The following is a 22,215-nucleotide window of genomic DNA, read 5'->3' on the forward strand; positions in this document are numbered from 1 at the left end:
TCCTTATATATGGGCCAGTCTTTAACCTTAGAAACGAGGGTGAGCTTCGTCAATGGCCAGGGCATAACTAGCGCCCTCCCACCTCTGAAACAAGCAAGCTACGGATCCAAAAAATGATTCATTGGGCGACTTAGCGGGGGACAATACCTACCCGATTGACGACTGAAGCGCCCCATCATCGCTCAGCAAGATGTATCGAGTTATACATTTTGCTGAGGTGCGCCTCACATTTTGCTGACAAAACTCTATCTGAGGATCACTTGGACTGATGATTTTTACATAACTCTTCAGCCTAAATATATAAATAATTCGAAATATAAGTTAAGCTCCGTCAGGGCTGACAAGTTCAGGCGCAGCAGTCGATTGAGCGATTTGGATGGCGGGCACCCCATTTTTATTTTGTGGTGGCAGCAAAAGTCATCGCCAACTCCCCGGATTCGCAAGCCTGGCCGAACGTGCTAAGTTACGTTTCGTCAAAAAAACCGAAGACCAATTTGCAACGAGTACGGGCTTTAAGGCGGCTCCTGTGTCGCCTGTTTTGGATCCTTTTTTTTCGGACCAGAATTCATCCCCTGCTCTTTCTGTTGAATTCTTTTGGTGTACATGAAACATTCCGTATTGGGCGGACTGACGGTTGCCGTCGCTATGTCCGTCTTTGGAGCACCTCTGCCTAGCCAAGCCCAAGACAGCGGTAATAGCGGTCTTTCTCTGGATGCTGAGGCCGAGTATCACGCTGAAGTCCTGTCCCGTTCCGACTCCCCAGATGCAGGTCCACCTGCCGACTCCGTCCCTTCAAATCTTGAGCCAGCCAAACCTGAATCAGGCCTGCTTCCCCAGTCCGACGACAATGAAAATTCAGCCTTAGATACGGCGACAGTGTTTCCCCACGCCCTCGATGCACGCCAAGCCGCCACGGTCTACATTCGTTCCATACCGGTGATTACGCTGGTGGGAGGTGAGCTTGAAACCCTAAATGCCAGTCAAGATAAAGTTGCCACACCACAGGACGCTCAGGTTTTGGTGGAGCGAGCTAATGAAATTCTGGCCCGACTTCAGGATCTGGCGGATGAAGGCGATGCCACGGCCATTGAGGCTCGGTGGGAGAAGGAGGCCGAGACGTTTGTGGTGGCCTGGGGCGACGAGACCCTGCTCACTGTAGACGACGACGCCATTCTGCCTGACACCACCGCCAACCCCGGCGAAGATGCACTCCAGATGGCCAACCGGCTGCGACGCTTGCTGGGGGATGCCCCTCCACTGGCGCGGATCGAAGGCTTACCTGAACCAGTGACGCCCACCAACCGGCTAGGTGTTGTTTCGGCCACCTTGACCGGGATGGCCTCCTGGTATGGTCCTGGCTTCCACGGTCGCCAGAGCGCCAGCGGTGAAGTATTCAACCAAAATGCGCTCACCGCTGCCCACCGGACGCTGCCCTTCGGTACACAGGTACGTGTCACCAACCTGTCGACAGGACAATCGGTGGTAGTGAGAATTAACGATCGCGGTCCCTTCAGCGGCGGACGGGTGATCGATTTGTCTGCGGCTGCGGCCAGCCAAATCGGCCTGAGGGCCAGCGGCGTTGGCCGGGTGCAGATCGACGTTCTCTCGCCCTAGCCGCGTTTCCACCAGCCTCTGCCAGGTCTGGCCGAGTACCCCGTCACCCCTCTCCATCGTCCACACTGGGGAGGGGTTTTTAGCGTAGACCCTGAGCCTGGCGGTGAGGCGATGGCGAGCTAAAGTCATAGAAAAGCGGAGCGGGGGTCGATATGCTCCTGACTTTAAATCTGGTACGGTAATACCTTTGGAGGGGGGTGGCCAGAAGTTCAGCTGTCACACACGCTCACACGGCAAGACGTAGAACATTGTGCGGGTACTACATTGTGCGGGTACTACATTGTGCGGGTACTTAAGACGGTTGAAGGCTTATTGCGTTATCTGGCGCAGGCGCGCCAGGGTCTAGGGGCTTCCAGCAGCCTGGAAGCTGGGTTGGGGGTTCCCCCTACGGTGGGTCTGGTGCCCACCATGGGCCACCTGCACAGGGGGCACCAGAGTCTGATCGAGCGGGCTCGGCACGAGAATACCCTGGTGGTCGTGAGCATTTTTGTCAATCCGCTCCAGTTTGGCCCCCAGGAGGATCTGGCCCGCTACCCCCACACCCCCGACCAGGATTTGCGCCTGTGTGAGCAGGGCGGGGTGGATGTGGTGTTTATGCCAACTCCGGCTGCGTTCTATGGTTCGGCCAGCCCTCAGGGAAAGGATGTGACCCAGGTTCTACCGCCGCAGCCGATGGTGTCGGTGCTGTGCGGTCCCTATCGCCCAGGGCATTTTGCCGGAGTAGCGACGGTAGTCACCAAGCTGCTGAGCCTGGTGGCCCCCGATCGCGCCTACTTTGGCTACAAAGACGCCCAGCAGCTGGCCATTCTCAAGCGGCTGTCGCGGGATTTGAACTTACCGGGGCAGATCGTTGGCTGTCCCACGGTGCGCGAGGAGAGCGGCCTGGCCCTCAGCTCGCGCAATACCTACCTGAGTGAGGCTGAGCGGCAGCAGGCCGCCGCCCTCCATCGCGGTCTGATGGCGGCCCAGCGCTGCTTCCGAGCCGGGGAGCGCCTGGGCTCGGCCCTGATCGCCGCCGTGTACCAGGAGCTGGCCCTGGCCCCCGACCTGGTACCGCAGTATGTGGAGCTGGTGCACCCCGAAACCCTGCACCCCCTGGAGCGGATCGACAGTCTGGGTATGGTGGCGATCGCGGCTCACCTGGGCACCACCCGCCTGATCGACAATCTGCTGCTGCGCGATCGCCAGCCGATTGTGGCCATTGATGGACCGGCGGGGGCGGGCAAGTCGACGGTGGCGCGGCGGGTGGCCCAGCAGCTAAATCTGCTCTACCTCGACAGCGGCGCCATGTATCGGGCGGTGACCTGGCTGGCCCTGGAGCGGGGGGTAGACCTGCACGACGAGGTGGCGATCGCCGAGCTGGTCAGCGACTGTGACATTCACCTGGCCGCCTCGGGGGATGACCCGGCTTTTGCCGCTTTCCCCAGCCGCATCTGGCTCAACGGTCAGGAGGTGACTCAGCTGATTCGCAGCTCGGCGGTGACCGACCAGGTTTCGCTGGTGTCGGCCCAGCCCACCGTGCGCCAAACCCTCCTGGGTCAGCAGCAGCAGTACGGCGTGACCGGCGGCGTGGTGATGGAAGGCCGCGACATTGGCACCCAGGTCTTTCCCCAGGCCGAGCTCAAGATTTTCCTTACCGCCTCGGTGGCCGAACGGGCCCGCCGTCGCCAGCGGGACCTGGCCGCCCAGCAGCTGCCGGCGATCGCCCTCGACGAGCTGGAGCTGGCCATCGACGAGCGCGATCGCAAGGACAGCAGCCGCTCGGTATCTCCCCTGCGCAAAGCCGACGACGCGATCGAACTCAACACCGACGGCCTGACCCTGGACGAAGTGGTCGGTAAAATCGTGACCCTGTTTCAGGAACGCGTCCTGTCCTAACCAGCGACTTCCCCAAACCACCCACTCACCCACCCACCCTTCACCATGCCCATCACCGGTACTACCCGCCTCCTCGGCGTCATCGGCGACCCGATCGCCCACTCCCTGTCGCCGGTCATGCACAATGCCGCCCTGGCCGAACTGGGGGTCGATGCGGTGTACGTGGCTTTCCCAGTGGCGGTAGACGGGTTGGAGACGGCGATCGCTGGCTTTAACGTCATTGGGGTGCAGGGGTTTAGCGTTACCATTCCCCACAAACAGGCGATCGTGCCGCTGCTGGCCGAGCTGACGCCAGAGGCCCAGGCGGTGGGGGCGGTAAATACCGTCTGGCGCACCGAGCGGGGCTGGGCCGGCACCAATACCGATGTGGCCGGATTTATGGCCCCGCTCCGGGGGCTGCGGGACGGGGGGCTGCGGGACTGGTCGGGCCGAACGGCGCTGGTGCTGGGCAACGGCGGCGCGGCCCGGGCGGTGGTGGCGGGCTGCGGGCAGCTGGGCTTTGCCGTAGTGCAGGTGGTGGGGCGCAGCGTTCAAAAACTGGCGGACTTTAAGCAGAGCTGGGTGACCTCACCCCTGCCCTCGGCCCTGACGGTCCACAGCTGGGCCGACCTGCCAACCCTGCTGCCCACCGCCGACCTGATTGTCAACACTACCCCGATCGGCATGCACACCACGGCAGCCCAGTCGCCGCTGGCGGCGGAACACCTGGCGCTGGCTCCCGACCACGCCGTGGTCTACGACCTGATCTACACCCCCCGGCCCACCCAGATGCTCTCCCTGGCCGCCCAGCGGGGCCTGAACACGCTGGACGGGCTGGAGATGCTGGTGCAGCAGGGGGCCGTGGCCCTGGAGCTGTGGCTGCAGCAGCCCGTGCCCGTGGCCACCATGCGCCAGGCCCTGGAGGACTGGCTGGCGGCCCAGGCCACCTAGTACCCTGCGGCATAAGTCAGCCAACTGTTCCCGACACCTGCAACCAAGCACCTGAAACCCCCAGCAATGGTTACCCTCTTTCTGATCACCCGCACCAGTCCACCGTCGGTCACCCCTCGGTTTTAGGATCCTGAAATAGAAATGTTCGGGGTCGGGCCATGGGGCTGCTGGGTCGCCCCACGGCCTCACTGGCCTCTGTCCCCGGCCCAAAGCCCCCGTGGGCGCTCAGGTGCTGAATCACCTGGGCCACGATCCCTCGCAGCGCTGCTTCATCAGCACTGTGGTCGAGGGTCGCGGTGATGATGTAGGGCTGACCGCCGACCCTGACCGCCATGGTTGTGCCCAACACCTGAGAATTGCGGCCCGTTTTCTCTCCCAGCCAGAGGGTGGGTGGGTGAACAGCGGCATGGCCCAGGCGGCGATCGCGCTGCTCAGCCAGGGCCGCCTGAATCAGTCCCGCGTAGGGCACCTCCCGGTTGTAGATGGCCACCATCATATCGGTGAGTTCGTCGGTGGTGATGGCGTTGGGGCCTTGGCCCGGGTTGGCCGGGTAGGTGGATTGCCCCACCAGCTTGGTGCTGATGCGGGTGACCCCATACCCGCGCCGTCGCAGACTCTGGCTGAGGCCATCCCAGCCCAGGTAGTCGATCAGCTGGTTGGTGGCAATGTTGCCGCTAGCGCTGATCATATCGGCCATGATCTGGGCGACGGGGTACTCCGTTCGCACCCAGATGGTGCCAGCGTCTTCGGTCCAGTTGCCGGGGTCCACCCAGAGCGGGGTGGCCGGGTCGAGGCCCGCCTCGTGCAGGTGGCTCACCAGGGCGATGGCCACGGGCACTTTGATCAGGCTGGCGGGGTGGGCGGGGGGCTGGTTGCCCTGCCAGCGGCGACAGTCGCGCCGCAGATTGCACACGGTGAGCCGCACCCGCGCCGCAGGCCCGGCCTGCGCCACGATGGGCCGCAGAAACTCGGAGCGGGCGGTGTCGTAGTGGTAGGCCGCGATCGCCCGCTGTTGTTCATAGGCCTGGCGCTGGGCCGTGGCCCGGCGGGCCCCCAGGGTCTCGGGCGGAACCTGCTCCAGCGCGGCGATCGCGGTATCCCAGTGCCTGTGGGCCATGGCCAGAGCTGGCTCAGGCAGGGTAGTTGGATCCCCCAGGGCCGCGGCGGCCACGGCGGCCGTTCTGGCCCGGTGCCAGAGGCGGCGAGCGGCTTCCTCTTGCTGCAGGTGGCGATCGATCGCCCACCGCTGCTCCAGGGCAGCTTCCGGCACGATTCCCACACCCGACCGGGTGGCCACCATGACCGCAGACGATTGGTGGATCTCTCGGTTCAGGCGATCGCGCAGGTGGTAGAGATCGGTCAGGGTTTCCACCGGGGGCAGCGGGGCGATCGGGGTGGGCCCCCGCTCAGGGGCCGCCACCGGAAACTTGGGCAGCACTACATGGGTGACTGTAAAACCAGCCATGGCGGCAGATCGAACAGCTCGCAGCCAGCGATTGGGCATCGTGATCTCCCTGCTGTAGAAACACCCCAAACCAGGACAGGTCGTGTGGAGCAATGTAAATCCTAGGCAGGGCAAAAAAAGCCAGCCAGGACACAAATTCCCGAATTTTGCCCCCTGAACGCCCTTGAATGCTCTCAAATGCCCTCAGCCGCCCTTAGCTGACTGTGGTCGCAAGGGCTTGTTCTGAGGTCTTTTCCATCAGATTTTGCCAACTCGCACTCACATCGTCGTCGCTGCGGTGAGCCTCCCACACCCCGTTGTCAAAGCCGACAATGCTCCACTGACCAGCGATATGGTTGCCGTCCTCAGAGACTGTGCCGGTGTAGTCGATGGCCGTCTGGTTGGCGGTCAGGTAGCGCTTAACGAACTGCACCTGACGGCCCGCGACGGTGCCGCTGAGCTGGGCCTCGCCCAGGTATCCCGCGTCCAAAATGCGGCCGCTCAGCGCGTTCCCTCCCTGCACCAGGGTGGCCTCAAAGCGGGTCGGTGTCTCCCGCTGCCAGTAGGTGCCCAGCCACATGCCGCTCAAATCTGCCATTGCCTACCTTCCGAGTCCAGCCTTACCCGTACAATTTAGAATCTAAATAGACCTCTGCCTATACACTACCGAGCCCGACAAGGAGCCTGACCCATTTACACTCGTCCCCTGGCGCGACTCATCGAAGAATTTCAGCGGCTGCCGGGCGTTGGTCCCAAATCAGCCCAGCGACTGGCGCTGCACATCCTCAAACGGCCTCAAAACGAGGTCCAGGCCCTGGCCCAGGCGCTGTTGGAGGCCAAGGCCCAGGTGGGGCAGTGCTCGGTGTGTTTTCACCTGTCTGCCGACCCCGTCTGCGACATTTGCCGCAACCCCAACCGCGACCTGCAGACCCTCTGTGTGGTGGCCGACTCCCGCGATGTGATTGCGATTGAGAAAACCCGTGAGTATCGCGGCCGCTACCATGTGCTGGGCGGCCTGATTTCGCCCATGGATGGCATTGGTCCCGAGCAACTCAACATTGGCCCCCTGGTGCATCGGGTCAGCAAAGAGGGCACCCAGGAGGTGATCATGGCCATCAGTCCCAGCATTGAGGGCGATACAACGACTCTCTATATCGGACAACTGCTCAAGCCCTTTACCCGGGTGACCCGCATTGCCTTTGGCCTGCCCATGGGCGGCGATCTGGAGTACGCCGATGAAGTGACCCTGGCCCGAGCCCTAGAGGGCAGGCGCGACCTGGAGTAGGCCCCTGGGGAGCGCACTGGGGGAACTGAGCCGGGCACCGACGGCGGCAACGGAAGTGCAACCTCTAGTGTGGGGGCAGCAGAATTAAGATGTAGTTTTTAGTTAGGTCATATACAATTTTGAACCTGTTTTGGGTTAACTGGCGCGTAGGTTAGATTAGGGGAGAAAGGCCCTTGCCGCGGGTCTTAGCTGCTGCTGGAGTAAAGGTTTACAACTGACCTCAGCAGGGTCGCACTGTCGCTACCGTTGGGCACCGATGGGAGTTTTTCTCTATTTTTTGCGCCATGGCCAGACGGCCTATAGCCTGACGGGCGGCTACTGTGGCACGCCGGAAAACGACCCTGGCCTGACGCCGGAGGGCGTGGCGATGGCCGAAGAGTTTGCCACCACCTATGCCCATCTGCCCTGGACGGCAGCCTACGTTAGCCCCCTGCGACGGGCGGTAGAAACGGCTCGCCCTCTGTGTGAGTCGGTGGGGCTGGAGATGCAGCTGCGCGAGGGGCTGCGCGAGGTGATGTACGGCCGCTGGGAGGGCATGCACCCTACCGCTGTCGATCGCGAACACCACGATGAGTACGTCGCCTGGCTGACAGACCCGGCCTGGTACGCTCCGGTAGGTGGCGAGCGGGCAGTGGATATTGCCCGCCGCTCGGCTCAGGTGCTCGACGAGATTGAGCACACCCATACCAGCGGTCACATTCTAATGGTGTCCCACAAGGCCACGATTCGCATTATGCTGTGCACGCTATTGGGCATTGATGTGGGGCGCTACCGCGATCGCCTGGATATGCCCGTGGCCGCCGTCAGCGTGGTCGAGCTGGGGCTGCGGGGGCCGCTGTTTCATACCATTGCCGATCGCTCCCACCTGAGCGACCAGCTGCGATCGCTCCCCTGCACCTGAGGAAAGGCGACCTATGCCCCTGAGGCTCTACCTACTCCGCAATGCCGAAACCGAGTACTGCCGCACGGGCCGCTACTGCAGCCAGGATGGAGTGGCGCTGACCGCCCACGGCCAACAGATGGCCGACTACTTTGCCAAGGCCTACCACCACCTCGACTGGAAGGCGATTTTCTGCAGTCCCCTCAGCCACGCGGCCGCCACGGTGGAGCCGCTGTGTCAGATTACCGGGCTGGCCGTGCAGCGCCGTGCGAACCTGCGCGAGCTGTCCTTTGGGCGCTGGGAGGGCATGGCCCCAGCTCTGGTCAAAACCACCTTCCACGATGACTATATTCGCTGGCTGGCCGACCCCGCCTGGAATACCCCCACCGATGGCGAGAAGGGCATTCAGGTGGCCCGACGCAGCTCCGACGTACTGGCCGAAATCGAGGAAACCTACCCCGACGGCGATGTGCTGGTGGTCTCCCACAAGGCCACCCTGCGGATTATGCTGTGCTCCCTGCTGGGCATCGATGTGGGACGCTACCGCGATCGCCTGGCCATGCCCGTTACCGCCGTCTCTCTAGTTGAGCTGATGGACTACGGCCCCTTTGTCCGCCAGCTCAACGACTGTTCGCACCTGCCCCTGCACCTGCGCCGCCCCTGGGCCGGCAATGGCTCCGACAGCTAACTATCGTTTAGCAATCCACCCTCTACCCAGCGAAATATCCCCACTGCCAGATGTCAGCCCCCAGAAAAACAGGTCTGATTAAAGAGCAGAGCAAAGGGAAAACCAAAATGATTGGATGGTTGAGCGGGATACAGGAACACAGTGCGGGGTGGCTGCATCTGGCCCAGGTGCCGGTGGCACCAACAGCACCACCACCGCTAACTCGGCCAGAGGATGCTGCGCTCATTTTTTCGGGGCCGCAGTTTTTTATTGCCCTGCTGTCGGGGCTGGTGCTGGCGTTTGGTTTTCAGCTGCTGCTTACCAATTTATCCGTAGCGGTGGGCATCTCTGTGGTAGGAGGCAGCCCTGGCAAACGCTCCAATAGCGATAGCAGCAGCAGTGGCAGTGGTGGACCCCCGATCACCACTGCTGTGGGCCTTTGGACCGTTATCACGGTGAGTCTGGCTCTGTTTTTTGCCTGCCTGCTGGCGGTGAGACTGAGCCTGCTTAACAGTGCCCTGCTCGGAGCGATCACCGGTCTAGTTATTTGGGGTACCTATTTTTGCCTCCTGTTTTGGGTGAGTTCTACTACGGTGGGTTCCCTGATTGGCTCGGTGGTCAAAACGGCCACCTCTAGCTTCCAGTCGCTGATGGGGACGGCCACCTCTGCCCTGGGGGCTCGCGCCGCCAGCAATCAGGTGGTGGCCACCGCCGAGGCGACCGCCGCTGCCGTGCGTCAAGAGTTGATGTCTGGTTGGGAGAACACCGACATCAAAGATACGCTGCGCGAGTATATATCGACCCTGCGATCGCCCAGTCTAGATACCGCTGCCCTCGAATCTGAGTTTGAGCGGCTGCTGCAAGAGTCCGGCGTGGCCAAAGCCGATCGCGATGCCCTGGCCCAGATCGATCGCAGCGCCTTTGAGCAGCTGGTCAGCCGCCGCACCGATCTGTCAGCCCAGGAAACTCGGCGGATTGCCGATCGCCTCTACCAGAGCTGGTGTCGGGCGGTCGGGCAGAGCTCAGGTCGCGACTCCTTAGCCGAGCTGACCGACTACTTGAAATCGGCCCAGCGCGACGAGCTGATGTCGTCGGGTCAGCTGCGCGATCGCCTCGACCAGCTGCTGTCAAACCAGGGTGGTAACCAGTCAGGTTCTGGTCAGTCGTCCGGATGGCTACAGCAGGGGATGGGAATGCTGATGGCGGTTGCCATGCAGCGCCTTGACCTCAACGATCTAGATCTGTCCGATATTCTGGGCCAGCTTAAGCAAGCCCAGGGCAAGGTAAGTGGCACTGTCGCTCAGCTGACCTCGGGCGAAGAAAACCCGGCCTACAACGTGATCAAAGCCGATGTCGAGGCCTACCTCTCCAGCGCCTACCCCTGGCAGCTCCAACCCCAGCGGATGAAGCAGGACTTCTGGCAGGTCCTCTACGACCCCGAAGCCGACCCCGGCCAGCTGCGTCAGGCCCTGCTGCCGCTGAACCGCGCCTTTTTTGCCGATATTCTGGCCCAGCGGGGGCTGCTCACTCAGCAGGAAATTTCCCAGGTGTCTGGTCAGCTTGAGGACGTCCGCCGCCACGTGCTGGCCGAGGTCTCCGAGCGCTACCGCATCGAGGCCGCCAAGACCCTGCAAACCCGGGTTTATACCTTTATCCAAAGGTCTACACGGGACGAACTGCTGGCTGAAGACAGCGGAAATCGCTTTGCCCAGGTGATCGACGACCCCCACGCCAGTGCCGAGGATCTCCGCGATCGCTACGCCGTCTTTGGCTACGTCACCTTCCGCGATGCCCTCCGGTCGCGAGGCGACCTGAGCGAGGCCGAAATCGATCAGATCGCCCACCGCCTGGAGCGCTCCATGAACACCGTGCAGGCCGATGCCGCCGGGCTGCAGTCGGCGGCCACCGCCCGGATGGACAATCAGTGGCAGGCGTTGCAGGAGTACCTGCGCTCCACCGGCAAGGCCGAACTCAACCCCGAGGGCATCAAAGCTGATCTGCAAACCCTGATGGCCGAGCCTGACGCCGGACTACACCGGGTGCGGCAGCGGCTGGCCCAGTTCGATCGCGACACCCTGGTGCAGCTTCTGAGCCAGCGCAACGATCTGAGCGAGGACCAGGTGCAGCAGACCATCGACCAGGTTGAGGCCAACTGGTACCAGACCGTCCATGCCCCAGCGGCCCTGACCGCTCAGGCCAAGGCTAAGTACGACGAAGCGACCACCGCGATCGAAACTTACTTGCTGAAGACCGGCAAGCCTGAGCTCAACCCAGAGGGCATTAAGCGCGACCTGGAGCTGCTGGTGAACGATCCCAAGCTGGGCCTGCAGGCCGTCCAGTCGCGCCTGTCGGAAATGGATCGCGACACCCTGGTGAAACTGCTCAGCCAGCGGGGCGACCTGACTGAAGCCGAGGTCAACCAGACCATCGACGACCTGCAAGGGGCGGTCAGCGACCTGCTCAAGCTGCCCCAGCGGCTGGCCCGACGGGCTAAAAACCAGGTGATCTCCTTTGAGGTTGCCCTGGAAGATTACCTCCGCAACACCGACAAGGCGGCCCTCAACCCCGACGGCATCAAGCGCGACCTGAAGCTGCTGCTGCAAGATCCTCGGCTGGGTGCCGATCGCCTGCAGACCCGCCTGTCCAGCATCGATCGCGACACGGTAGTGGCGCTGCTGGCCCAGCGCCCCGACATGACCCAGGCCGAAGCCGAGGCCGCTGTCGATCGCGTACTGGCCATCCGCCACCAGTTCGTGGCCCAAATTCGCCAGGTGCAAGACCGGGTTCAGGGGGTCATCAACGGGATCATGGCCCGCATTCGCCAGTACCTCGATTCCCTCGATCGCCCTGAGCTGGACTACTTCGGCATCAAGCGCGACCTGCAGCAGCTAATGGCTGACCCCAAATCTGGTTTCGAGGCTCTGCGCGATCGCCTCAACCAGGTCGATCGAGACACGCTGATCGCCCTGCTCAGCTCCCACGACGCTATCTCGGAGGCCGATGCCCAGCGCCTGATTGCCCAGGTAGAAGAGGTGCGGACCACGGCGCTGAACAAGGCCGAGCAGTTGGAGCACGAGGTGGAGAAGCGCATGAGCGAAATGCGCTACCAGCTGGAGAAGCAGGTGGATGACACTCGTAAAACCGCCGCTGCTGCCTCCTGGTGGATCTTCGGCACCGCGACCATATCCGCCGTCTGTGCCGCGATCGCGGGCAGCCTGGCCACCCTCTAGGCCGTTTCGCTAGGGTAACAGCAGCCATCCCTCCGGGGGTGGCTGCTGTTTGTTTTGGTTCCCATACCTCTACGTTCCGATACCTCTACAAAGACGCTACTGATTTGACTTTGACTATGCGATTTCACTGGTTTACGCCCCTCGTTACGCCCCTAATTTTGGGCCTGGCCCTGGCTAGCTGTGCCGCCTCTACCTCAGACAACGGCCTCGCTGAAGACGGAGACACCGCTAACCAGCCCACCGTGGCTCAACCGGCCCCCGAAACCGCCCAGGTTCCGGTGGTGGATTCGGTCGAGCCTGTCACCCTGCTGGAGGGCCTGGAGCATCCCTGGGCCATGGCCTGGCTCCCCGATGGCGATCTGCTGATCACCGAGCGCCCCGGCCGGCTGCGCCGCGTCAGCAACGGGGAACTGGACCCCACCCCCATCGCTGGCGTTCCCGACGTGCTGACGGTGGGGCAGGGGGGACTGCTCGACATTGCCCTGCACCCCCAGTTCGAAGACAACCGCTGGGTCTACTTCACCTACGCCGCCGGCACCCAACAGGCCAATCGGACCCAGGTGGCCCGGGCTCGCCTGGAGGGCAACACCCTCACCGACTGGGAGGTCATTTTTGCCGTCAACCAGGACAAGTCCGGTGGTCAGCACTTTGGCTCCCGCCTGCTCTGGCTGCCCGACGGCACGCTGCTGGTGGCCATTGGCGACGGCGGCAATCCCCCCCTGGAAGTAGCTGGCGACCTGGCCCGCAACCAGGCCCAGGATCCCCAGAACCATCTGGGAGCGGTGGTGCGCCTGAACGACGATGGCTCAGTCCCCGCCGACAACCCCCTGCTGAATCGCAGCGATGCCGACCCGCTGACGTGGAGCTACGGCCACCGCAATATTCAGGGGCTGGCACTGGATCCGGAAACCGGTGAGATCTGGTCTACGGAGCACGGAGCCCGCGGCGGCGATGAACTCAACCTGCTGGAGCCAGGCGCGAACTTTGGCTGGCCCGTTGTCACCTTCAGCGAAGAGTATTCCGGAGGGCCCATCAGCGACCAAACCTCGCGGCCCGACATGGTTGACCCTGTCACCTACTGGACGCCAGCCACTGCCCCCTCAGGGCTGGCGGTTTACCGCGGCGATCGCTACCCCCAGTGGCAGGGACACCTCTTTGCCGGAGGGCTGGTCTCCCAGGACGTACGTCGGCTCGAAGTCGATGCCAGCGGCAGCCTGGTGAACGAAACCCCGATTTCCATCGGGCAGCGAGTGCGTGACGTACGTCAGGGCCCCGATGGCTTCCTCTACGTGCTCACCGATGCCGCCAACGGACAGCTGATTCGCCTGGAGCCCTCGTCCTAACCCCCGGAGGACTACCAACAGCTCTCCAGTTGGAGATCAACACACCGGATAAACCTACAAAGGGCCTTCTCAGCGCTGAGAAGGCCCTTTGTGTAGGTATCTGTAGGTATCGGGGCCAAGACTGATGGTCGCTTACAGATGTCGCCAGAGCACCGCTATGAGCCCTCAGGCGGCATAGTCGAACACCGCATCGAGATAGAGGCGGTTAATCCTGCGATCGCTAATGCCGTTCTGCATTAGAAATAGCGACAGCGCCGCACAAAACACTCGATGCTGACTCCAGGACGGGTGGGTCTCCACATAGTCCCGCATCGCCTCAAACAGCTCCTCCGGTACCTCCACACTCAGACTGATTCTCGGTGCCATAGCCGCCATGGATTGCTCACTCATCGCCACTTCCCCAATTAAAATTAGACGCCAAAACACAGCCCCTGCCACCTAACTCAAGTCGGCTGGATCCCTCGCTGCCAGGGAATCAGAGCCGCTAACCGAGTTGGAACAGAAGCGCTGTATTAGCTGGTCGCACCATTGTCACCAGACCGCTGGGGGATGTCAATCTTGCCAACTGCTCCCCAATCCGCTAGCCCAGATTTGCCCCTGACGAAGCTTTAGGGGTTTCAGCGATCCCCATCCAACCGAGTTGTAACTACGGCTACACAGCAGATCGGGTGTACCTGTGAACAACCTCAACTCCCAGGGTTGAGCCAAACACCCACTTTAGCGTTCCCACCTGGGGAAAACGCAGCCAGATCTGGGGAAAACCCTGGGGAAAACTCCTGGTAAAAAAGAAGAAAATCTAAAATCCAGACAAGTTTGAATTTTTTAATCGTTTCCCTGATTTCACTTTCGCCTAAATTGAACAATTGCAGGCCATGGCTCATTTGAGCGCAGGCGAATCGGTCAATCGGGTTCCCCCAGCTCTGAATCGAGGGCATCCGACAAACCATCCCCGTCGTAGTCAAGCGCCTCAAGGGCCTGTTTTTGCTGACGGCGAGAGGGGCGGCGGTATTTCTTGGCCTGGAGGCGGGGTTCCTGGTGCTGTAGCCCATGCTCCCCAACTTTGATTTTGGAGACGGCATCGGGGTCGCGCTGGCGCTGGAGGGTCTCCTCGTAGGCCAAAGCTTCTGCCAGCAGCGTCAGGTAGAAGTCGTAGCGCGGCCAGTCGGGGGCTACGGCACAGCCCGGCTCCCCCTGGTGCAGGCAGTCCGCAAACTGACACTGCCCCTGGGCCAGCCGCTGGCGCAGGTCAGGGAAGCACTGGCCCAGAGCGGCTGGAGTCAGGGCTAAATCAGGCTGGTTAAATCCCGGCGTGTCAGCTAGAAAGCCCCCTTCCGGTAGCTCAAATAGCTCCACGTGGCGAGTGGTGTGCCGTCCTCGGCTCAGCTTGCCTGATACCGCCCCGGTCCTCAGGTGTACCTGGGGAATCAACCGATTGATCAGGCTAGATTTTCCGACCCCCGATGGCCCAGAGACCACCGTTGTATGGGCCGTTAGGAGGGGGTGCAGGGTTTTGAGCAGCTCTCCCTGGTTGTCCTGCAGGCTGATGGTGGCGGCGGCATAGCCCCACTGGCTGAGCTGTTCCTGCCAGTAGCGTGCCGTGGTGGGGCTGACCAGGTCTTGCTTACTGAGCAGGACGCTGACGGGCACCCCTGTAGACTCTGCCTTGATTAAAAATCGCCCCAGCTGCTGGGGATCTAGATCGGGCTCGGCCAGAGCAAAAACCAGCAAAACTTGATCGACATTGGCTATGGGTGGTCGATCGAGCAGGCTGCGGCGGGGTTTGACGGCGGCGATCGCGCCGCGCCCCCCGGCCCAATCTATCCCCTCCAGGGTGACCCAATCCCCCACCATCACCCGCTGCCCGGTTTTCTTCAGGCGGGCCCGGCGGGTACACAGCAGCACCGTCTCGGCGGGGGTAGAGCCTGGGGCAGCATCGAGCCGGACCCGGTAGTAGTTGGCTTGGGTGGCAATGACCAGCCCCTGGGGACTGGCGGCATCATCTCCGTTAGCGCGAGAGGCTACCATCGCCTAGGCGGGGCGTCGCACGTGCAGAACAAAGTAGTCAGCACAGGCCGCCAGATTTTCGATGGTGTATCCCTCCATGGTCAAGCTGTCGGGCACCTGCTCTACGGGTTCGCCAGCATCCAGCCACACCTCCAGCAGGGCACCGGGGGCCATTTTCTCAAGCTGCAGCTTCGTCCGCACAAAATTGATCGGGCAGGGGGTACCGCGCAGGTCCAGCGGGCTATCCAAAGGAGTTGGCGCTGAGTTGTTCATCCGCGAAACAGTCCCCCCAGAAAGCCTTCAATTCCGCCCCGATTTACTTTCTCGCCGCGAATTTCCGCCAGTTTCTCCACCAGTTCGCGCTCCTCAGGCTTCAGCCGGGTTGGAATATCCACCTGCACAGTAATCAGGTGGTTGCCTCGGCTAACCGGGTTGCCCAGTCGGGGTACGCCTCGGTTCTCCAGGGTGAGCACCGTGCCGGGCTGAGTTCCGGCCGGCACATCCAGTTCTTCGGGGCCATCGACGGTATCAATGGTGAGCTTGCAGCCCAAAATCGCCTGCAGATAGCTAATTTTTAGATCGGAGAGAATATTGATGCCGTCCCGCTTAAAGGCCGCGTCCTCAGCTACGAACAGGTAGACGTAGAGGTCTCCCGCCGGACCGCCGCGGAGGCCAGCATCCCCCTCCCCAGACACCCGCAGCCGGGTGCCGTTGTCGACCCCCGCCGGTACGGTGATCTTGAGCTTTTTGGTTTCCTGGGTTTGACCACTGCCGCCGCAGACCTCACAGCGATCCTCAATCACCTCGCCAGTGCCGTTGCAGGTGGGACAGGCCGACACCTGGGTAAAACTGCCAAAGGGAGTACGGGTCGCCCGCCGCACCTGGCCGGTGCCGCTGCAGGTGCCGCAGGTGGTGGGGCGGGTACCGGGTTTGGCACCGCTGCCGGTACAGGTACCGCAGGTTTCTAGGTGGCTAATTTTGATCTCTTTCTCGCCACCAAAGACCGCCTCCTTGAAGTCAAGACGGAGGTCGAGGCGCAAGTCATCGCCCCTGGTGGGTCCACGACGGCGAGTCCCCTGGCCCATACCACCGGAGAAACCGCTGAAGAAACTTTCAAAAATGTCGGCAAAGCCGCCCATATCGCCAAAGTCCTGGTAGCCCCCAGCGCCAGCCCCAATGCCAGCCTCCCCAAAGCGATCGTAGCGGGCTCGGGTTTCAGGCTCAGAGAGCACTTCGTAGGCACGGTTAATCTCTTTGAAGGTGTCTTCAGCGCCAGGATCTTTGTTGACATCCGGGTGGTACTTGCGAGCTAAGCGGCGATAGGCGCGCTTGATCTCGTCTTGGTCGGCGTTGCGCGAAATACTCAGAATGTCATAGAAATCACGGGCCATAGGGGGCTACCTAGACAACTCCAGCAACAATCAAACATTAAACCATTTTAAAAGGAGTGCCCACTCTGACCAGGGGTGATACCCGCCCATCCGAACACCAGTCAGGTCTAAAGTGCTGCGGGGCGATCGCCCCACAGCAACCACCCCGCAGCAATCCCACCAGGCGGAGATCAGTCGATCGCGTTAGTCAATCGCCTCGTAGTCAGCGGTCACGGTGGCGTCTAGCTCGCTGTCGCTGTCGTAGGGATCCTCATCGTCGTAGCCCACGGGCTCGTCGGACGCGGGCTGAGCGTAGTCCGCCGCCGAAATTCCCATGTCGATCTCTCCGCTGCTGTCGGCATCGCGGTAGAAGTTAGTCCCAACCGCAAAGATGGCCGATTGCAGCGCATCGATACAGGCCTGGAAGGTGACCACATCAACCCCAGGGGACTGGGTCGCCGCCCGCAGCTCGTTGGCTTTCTCCTCCAGGCTGATGCGAGCCGCCTCATCCAGCAAGCTACCGTGGTCGCGCAGGGTCGCCTCGTAGCTGTAGAACAGGTTATCGGCCCGGTTGGTCAGCTCAGCAATTTGCCGCCGTCGCCCGTCTTCGTCGGCGTAGGTTTCGGCCTCCAGGCGCATCCGATCGACCTCACTGTCGCTGAGCCCCCCGGTATTGGTGATGCAAATGCTCTGAGCCCGCCCGGTGCCTTTGTCGAGGGCCGCCACATTGAGAATGCCATCGGCGTTGATTTCAAAGGAGACCTCAATCTGCGGCACCCCACGGGGGGCGGGGGGAATGCCCGTAAGCTCAAACTTACCCAGACTCTTGTTGTCTTTGGCCATGGCCCGCTCCCCCTGCAGCACATGGATCTCAACGGAGGTTTGGCCGTCGGTCGCGGTGGAAAAGACCTGAGATTTACTGGTTGGAATCGTGGTGTTGCGCTCGATGATCTTGGTAAACACTTCTCCCAAAGTTTCAATGCCCAAAGATAGCGGTGTCACGTCCAGCAGCAGCAGGTCTTTGACCTCACCCCCCAGCACCCCAGCCTGAATTGACGCTCCCAGGGCAACAGCCTCGTCGGGATTGACGGAGCGATCGGGGGCTTTGCCATTGAAGTAGGCGCTGATCGCCTGCTGTACGGCCGGAATGCGAGTCGAACCGCCGACTAACAGGATGCGATCGATAGCGTCCGGGCTCAGATCGGCATCCTTCAGCGCTTGCTTGACCGGTTCTAGGGTGGCCTGCACCAGTTCACCGGCAAACTGCTCAAATTGAGCCCGAGTCAGCCCCATTTCTAGATGCTTCGGCCCAGACTCATCGGCGGTGATAAACGGCAGGTTGATCGAGGTGGACGGCATGCTTGACAACTCGATCTTGGCTTTTTCAGCGGCTTCACGAATGCGCTGCAGTGCCATCCGATCGGCTGATAGGTCGATGCCTTCGGCCTCACGAAAAGCAGCCGTCATCCACTCGACAATGCAGTTGTCGAAGTCGTCGCCCCCCAGGTGGTTGTTACCGGCGGTGGCCTTGACCTCAAAGACGCCGTCGCCGAGCTGCAAAATGGAGACGTCAAAGGTGCCGCCGCCCAGGTCAAACACCAGCACAATCTGGTCTTGGTCCTGCTTGTCCAGCCCGTAGGAGAGCGCAGCGGCGGTGGGCTCATTGATAATGCGCAGTACCTCTAGGCCCGCGATCGTACCGGCGTCTTTGGTCGCCTGGCGCTGGGCATCGGTAAAGTAGGCGGGAACCGTGATCACAGCCTGAGTGACTTCAGTGCCCAGATACGTCTCTGCATCCTGCTTCAGCTTTTGCAGAATCATGGCAGAGATTTCCTGGGGAGTGAAGGCTTTGCCCCGAATCTGTACATCTACAGTATTGTCGCGCCCGCTGACGCAGACATAGGGGACTCGGCTGCGCTCAGCCTCAGTGTCTTCCCAGCGCCGGCCAATAAATCGCTTGATACTGTAGACCGTGTTTTCGGCGTTGGTCACCGCCTGCCGCTTGGCCAGTTGACCGACCAAACGTTCGCCATTTTTGCCAAACCCCACAATGCTGGGAACGGTTCGCCCCCCCTCAGTGCTGGCAATAACAGCTGGCTTGCCGCCTTCCAGGACCGCAACACAGCTGTTGGTTGTTCCTAGGTCGATACCGATTACTTTACCCATAGCCCACGGTGCTCGCTGAATCGTTCGCTCTACCCTTTAAAACAGTCCAGATCGTTTTTGTCCGGACTGGTGAGACTATGTTGCCCGTTTACAAGCGGGAAGTTATCGTTTTTGTCAACAATTTTCAGGGTTACTGCTTAGACTTGGCGATCGCGGTGGCGGAAACAACCCCATAGCGTGGGTGGCTGTCTAGACCCTAGACAGCCACTGCACCCTCTATTCTGCTAGGTCTGTATCCCCAGGGACGGCTTCGCCGGGGGCGTCTTCTGGGGGAGCGGCCACCTTCACCATGGCGTGACGCAGCACCCGATCGCCCAGCTGATAGCCCCGCACAAACTCCTCAATCACGACTCCTTCAGGATGGTCGGCGGTGGGCTCGCGCATAACGGCTTCATGCAGCAGCGGGTCAAACTCCTGGCCCTCCGCCCGCATGGCTGAGACACCGAGGCGCTTGAGGGTTTCCACCAGCTGTTTGTAGACGCTCTGATAACTTTTGTGAATGGTCATCTCGGCTTCGGTCTGGGGCTTGATCTGCGATCGCGCCCGCTCGAAGTTATCCACCACCGGCAGCAGCTCAATAATGGTGTCGCCTTTGATCTGGCTGGCCAAGTCGTCTTTTTCTTTGCTGGTGCGCTTGCGGTAGTTCTCAAAGTCGGCGGCTATGCGCATCGACTGGTTGGCCCGATCTTCGAGTTGAGCCTTGAGCCCTGCCACCTGACGCTCCAGGTCAGCGACCAAAGCCGAATCGACACTGCTCCCCGCTTCAGCGGCGGCGGGGGCGGCGGGTTCAACCGTAGCTGCCGCTGCCTCAACGACATCGTCAAAGTCAATATCAATGGCGTCGTCTTCGAGAATTTCTTCGATCGCTTCAGGCGCTTCAGGGTCAGAAGCAGGATCGTGGTCATTGTGGTGAATATCGTCAACCATGCTGATACGTAACCCGACGGGTGAATGCAACAATGCGTCCAGCCTTTAGCGTAACCCCGGCAGACATTAACTCTGCCACAGCGGCCTGGCTTGGACACTGGCTCTAATTCTATCGTGGATTGCAGGTTTCACCGCCGCCAGTTCTGCTCCTCCGCCCCGTGGGTTGGCCCCACCTGCGCCTGCCATGGTGCAGATAAATTGGATAAGGGTATTATCGAGACTACGGGGTTAAGCACGGGTACGGCTGGCGATCGCGCTCATTGGTAAGCACAGCCTCCCATTTTGGGCATACTGCCTGCATAGGTATTGGGTTCAGGCCTTTATCACATCGGTATTTTGGCATCAGCGCTATGACTAATTCCTCCTCCTCCCGGCGGGCTCTGGTACTCCAGCGGAGCTTTTCGCCCTTCGGCAACAAGCTCATTCAGGCCGGCTACGTCGACTCAGAGCAAATGCAAAAGGCTCTGGCAGAGAGCCGCAAGAGCGGGCAGTCGCTGACCGATGTACTAGAGTCGCTGACGGGACAACAGCTTTCCCCCGAGCTTCTGCGCCAATACAAAAAACAGCAACTGTTTGAGCTTAAGATTCTCTACGGCGTTGAGTCGCTCGATCCGGAACTTGACAACATTTCCCCGGCCCAAATTGGCCATCTAATCGACACTCTGGTGCCCGTTGATATCTGTCGCCGTCACCGATTGGTACCGCTTTCAAAGGAAGAAGGCGACTCGCCCTCGGTGCTGGTGGCCATGGTCGATCCCGAGAACCTGGAGGCCCAGGACGACCTCAACCGCATTTTGCGGCCTCAAAATATGGCCCTCAAGCGCATGGTCATCACCGTTGAGGACTATCAGCGCCTGATGTCGACCTACCTGGACGATGCGGTAGCGAAACAGAAAAAAGAAGAGCTTGACGCCGCCGTAGACGTCAACACCAGCCTGGAGGAACTCGACTTTGGCGAGGGCAGCCTCGAAGACGTCATCGATGAGGAAGCTGACCTGGGGGCTGCTCTCAAAGATGCCGGAGCGGCCCCGGTAATTGCCCTGGTCAACAAAATTTTGGCCAAGGCCTTACAGGAAGGGGTTTCTGATATTCACATTGAGCCCCAGGAGGAGTTTCTGCGAGTCCGGTTTCGCAAGGACGGCGTGCTGAAAGAAGCGCTGCCCAAAATGCCGAAAAAGATCATTCCCGCCGTCACCGCCCGATTCAAAATCATTGCCGAGCTGGATATTGCCGAGCGCAGAGCGCCTCAGGATGGTCGTATTCGGCGGGTGTTTCAGGGCCGCAAGGTGGACTTTCGGGTCAACACCCTGCCCAGTCGCTGCGGCGAAAAAGTGGTGCTGCGGATCCTCGACAACTCCGCCACCCAACTCGGCCTGGACAAGCTGATCACCGATCCCGACTCTCTGCGTATCGTGCAGGACATGGCCTCCCGTCCCTTCGGCCTGCTGCTGGTGACAGGACCAACGGGTTCGGGTAAAACCACGACTCTGTACTCGGTGCTGTCCGAGCGTAACGATCCTGGCATTAACATCAGCACCGCTGAAGACCCGATTGAATACACCCTGCCCGGCCTGACCCAGGTGCAGGTGATCCGTGAAAAGGGCATGGACTTTGCGTCTATTCTGCGGGCCTTTTTGCGCCAGGATCCCGATGTCATTCTGGTGGGTGAGACCCGGGACCGTGAAACGGCCAAAACAGCGATCGAGGCTGCCCTGACCGGACACCTGGTGCTGACCACACTGCACACCAACGACGCCGCCGGGGCTGTCGCTCGCCTGGACGAAATGGGGGTGGAGTCCTTCATGGTCTCCAGCGCTCTAATTGGGGTACTGGCCCAGCGTCTGGTGCGAAAAGTCTGTTCGGAGTGCCGCATTGCATACCACCCCAGCCACGAAGAACTGGCCCACTTTGGCCTCTCGGCTGCCGCAGAGGCAGACATTACCTTCTACAAAGCCAACACCCTGACAGCAGAGGAAATTGCTGCAGCCAAGGAGAAAAATACCCTCTGTCCCTTGTGCCAGGGCGGGGGCTACAAAGGGCGGGTCGGCGTCTATGAAGTGCTGCGGGTGACCGAGCGACTCCAGAAACTGATCTCTGAGGGGGCACCCACCGAGGTGATCAAAGAGGCCGCCGTTGAGGAGGGCATGCAGACCCTGCTAGCCTACAGCCTTAACCTAGTGCGCCAGGGCTACACCACCCTCGATGAAGTAGAGCGAGTCACCTTTACCGATACGGGTTTGGAGGCAGAACTCAAGGCCAAGCGCAAGGCGTCTCTGACCTGCTCCTGCTGTGCCGCTGAGCTCCAGCAGGAATGGCTGGACTGCCCCTACTGTCTCACCCCGCGCTTCCACGAGTAGTTCCGGTGATGTCCCTCTACTGACAGCATCGGGTGTCAAAGTGGGCATCTTGTTACCAGCACTGGGTTAAGGGCACCCGCTGTGTTTTCGACGTCGCCTAAGCTGTTCTAACGTTGTATT

At 61.1% G+C, this 22,215-nt stretch carries 17 protein-coding genes; 9 read left to right on the forward strand and 8 right to left on the reverse strand.

Annotated elements, in window-relative coordinates; genetic code table 11:
* Window positions 1–603 precede the first annotated feature (603 nt).
* From NF78_RS32505 to NF78_RS17210, 3 genes are all read left to right on the forward strand, one after another.
* Window positions 604–1,614: a septal ring lytic transglycosylase RlpA family protein gene (locus NF78_RS32505; RefSeq protein ID WP_035990270.1), complete on the forward strand. Its 1,011-nt coding sequence runs from the start codon at window positions 604–606 to the stop codon at window positions 1,612–1,614.
* Window positions 1,615–1,896: 282 nt separating this feature from the next.
* Window positions 1,897–3,492, forward strand: coding sequence for a bifunctional pantoate--beta-alanine ligase/(d)CMP kinase (locus NF78_RS17205; RefSeq protein WP_035993112.1), 1,596 nt, complete (start codon window positions 1,897–1,899; stop codon window positions 3,490–3,492).
* A gap of 45 nt (window positions 3,493–3,537) precedes the next feature.
* Entirely contained in the window at window positions 3,538–4,422 is an 885-nt protein-coding gene (locus tag NF78_RS17210) for a shikimate dehydrogenase (RefSeq protein ID WP_035990272.1), read from the forward strand.
* Window positions 4,423–4,531: 109 nt separating this feature from the next.
* On the opposite strand, the gene NF78_RS28390 is transcribed toward NF78_RS17210, so the two are convergent.
* Together NF78_RS28390 and NF78_RS17220 are read right to left on the reverse strand one after the other, a co-directional pair.
* A complete protein-coding gene (locus NF78_RS28390) occupies window positions 4,532–5,887 on the reverse strand; it encodes a serine hydrolase (protein WP_225885361.1) in 1,356 nt (451 codons plus the stop codon).
* 193 nt (window positions 5,888–6,080) lie between these two features.
* Window positions 6,081–6,464 (reverse strand): hypothetical protein, encoded by a 384-nt coding sequence (locus NF78_RS17220; RefSeq protein ID WP_035990274.1) that lies wholly within the window; start codon window positions 6,462–6,464, stop codon window positions 6,081–6,083.
* Window positions 6,465–6,557: 93 nt separating this feature from the next.
* On the opposite strand from NF78_RS17220, the gene recR reads away from it, so the two are divergent.
* The 5 genes from recR to NF78_RS17245 all read left to right on the forward strand — a co-directional run bounded on the left by recR (window position 6,558) and on the right by NF78_RS17245 (window position 13,271).
* Window positions 6,558–7,151, forward strand: coding sequence for a recombination mediator RecR (gene recR / locus NF78_RS17225; RefSeq protein WP_035990276.1), 594 nt, complete (start codon window positions 6,558–6,560; stop codon window positions 7,149–7,151).
* A gap of 256 nt (window positions 7,152–7,407) precedes the next feature.
* Window positions 7,408–8,052: a histidine phosphatase family protein gene (locus tag NF78_RS17230; RefSeq protein WP_035990278.1), complete on the forward strand. Its 645-nt coding sequence runs from the start codon at window positions 7,408–7,410 to the stop codon at window positions 8,050–8,052.
* Between the two features lie 13 nt (window positions 8,053–8,065).
* Complete coding sequence (locus NF78_RS17235) at window positions 8,066–8,719, forward strand: histidine phosphatase family protein (protein WP_035990280.1); 654 nt, start codon at window positions 8,066–8,068, stop codon at window positions 8,717–8,719.
* A gap of 107 nt (window positions 8,720–8,826) precedes the next feature.
* Window positions 8,827–11,928, forward strand: coding sequence for a hypothetical protein (locus tag NF78_RS17240; RefSeq protein WP_035993116.1), 3,102 nt, complete (start codon window positions 8,827–8,829; stop codon window positions 11,926–11,928).
* 116 nt (window positions 11,929–12,044) lie between these two features.
* Window positions 12,045–13,271, forward strand: coding sequence for a PQQ-dependent sugar dehydrogenase (locus tag NF78_RS17245; protein ID WP_035990283.1), 1,227 nt, complete (start codon window positions 12,045–12,047; stop codon window positions 13,269–13,271).
* 165 nt (window positions 13,272–13,436) lie between these two features.
* On the opposite strand, the gene NF78_RS17250 is transcribed toward NF78_RS17245, so the two are convergent.
* The 6 genes from NF78_RS17250 to grpE all read right to left on the reverse strand — a co-directional run bounded on the left by NF78_RS17250 (window position 13,437) and on the right by grpE (window position 19,738).
* Window positions 13,437–13,661 carry a DUF2811 domain-containing protein gene (locus NF78_RS17250; RefSeq protein WP_081972741.1) on the reverse strand — a complete coding sequence of 75 codons (225 nt, stop codon included), beginning with the start codon at window positions 13,659–13,661 and terminating at the stop codon, window positions 13,437–13,439.
* Window positions 13,662–14,171: 510 nt separating this feature from the next.
* A complete protein-coding gene (gene rsgA, locus NF78_RS17260) occupies window positions 14,172–15,296 on the reverse strand; it encodes a small ribosomal subunit biogenesis GTPase RsgA (RefSeq protein ID WP_035990287.1) in 1,125 nt (374 codons plus the stop codon).
* Window positions 15,297–15,299: 3 nt separating this feature from the next.
* Window positions 15,300–15,524, reverse strand: coding sequence for a sulfurtransferase TusA family protein (locus NF78_RS17265; protein WP_412768532.1), 225 nt, complete (start codon window positions 15,522–15,524; stop codon window positions 15,300–15,302).
* Between the two features lie 20 nt (window positions 15,525–15,544).
* Entirely contained in the window at window positions 15,545–16,666 is a 1,122-nt protein-coding gene (dnaJ, locus tag NF78_RS17270; RefSeq protein ID WP_035990292.1) for a molecular chaperone DnaJ, read from the reverse strand.
* 183 nt (window positions 16,667–16,849) lie between these two features.
* Window positions 16,850–18,811 carry a molecular chaperone DnaK gene (gene dnaK, locus NF78_RS17275; RefSeq protein WP_035990295.1) on the reverse strand — a complete coding sequence of 654 codons (1,962 nt, stop codon included), beginning with the start codon at window positions 18,809–18,811 and terminating at the stop codon, window positions 16,850–16,852.
* Between the two features lie 216 nt (window positions 18,812–19,027).
* Complete coding sequence (gene grpE, locus NF78_RS17280; RefSeq protein WP_035990298.1) at window positions 19,028–19,738, reverse strand: nucleotide exchange factor GrpE; 711 nt, start codon at window positions 19,736–19,738, stop codon at window positions 19,028–19,030.
* A 350-nt stretch (window positions 19,739–20,088) separates the two neighbouring features.
* Here grpE and NF78_RS17285 point away from each other — a divergent pair, with 350 nt between their 5' ends.
* A complete protein-coding gene (locus NF78_RS17285) occupies window positions 20,089–22,095 on the forward strand; it encodes a GspE/PulE family protein (protein WP_035990300.1) in 2,007 nt (668 codons plus the stop codon).
* The last annotated feature ends 120 nt before the right edge of the window (window positions 22,096–22,215 follow it).

Origin of the sequence: Leptolyngbya sp. KIOST-1 (genome assembly GCF_000763385.1) — a bacterium.
Taxonomy (GTDB): Bacteria; Cyanobacteriota; Cyanobacteriia; order Phormidesmidales; family Phormidesmidaceae; genus Nodosilinea.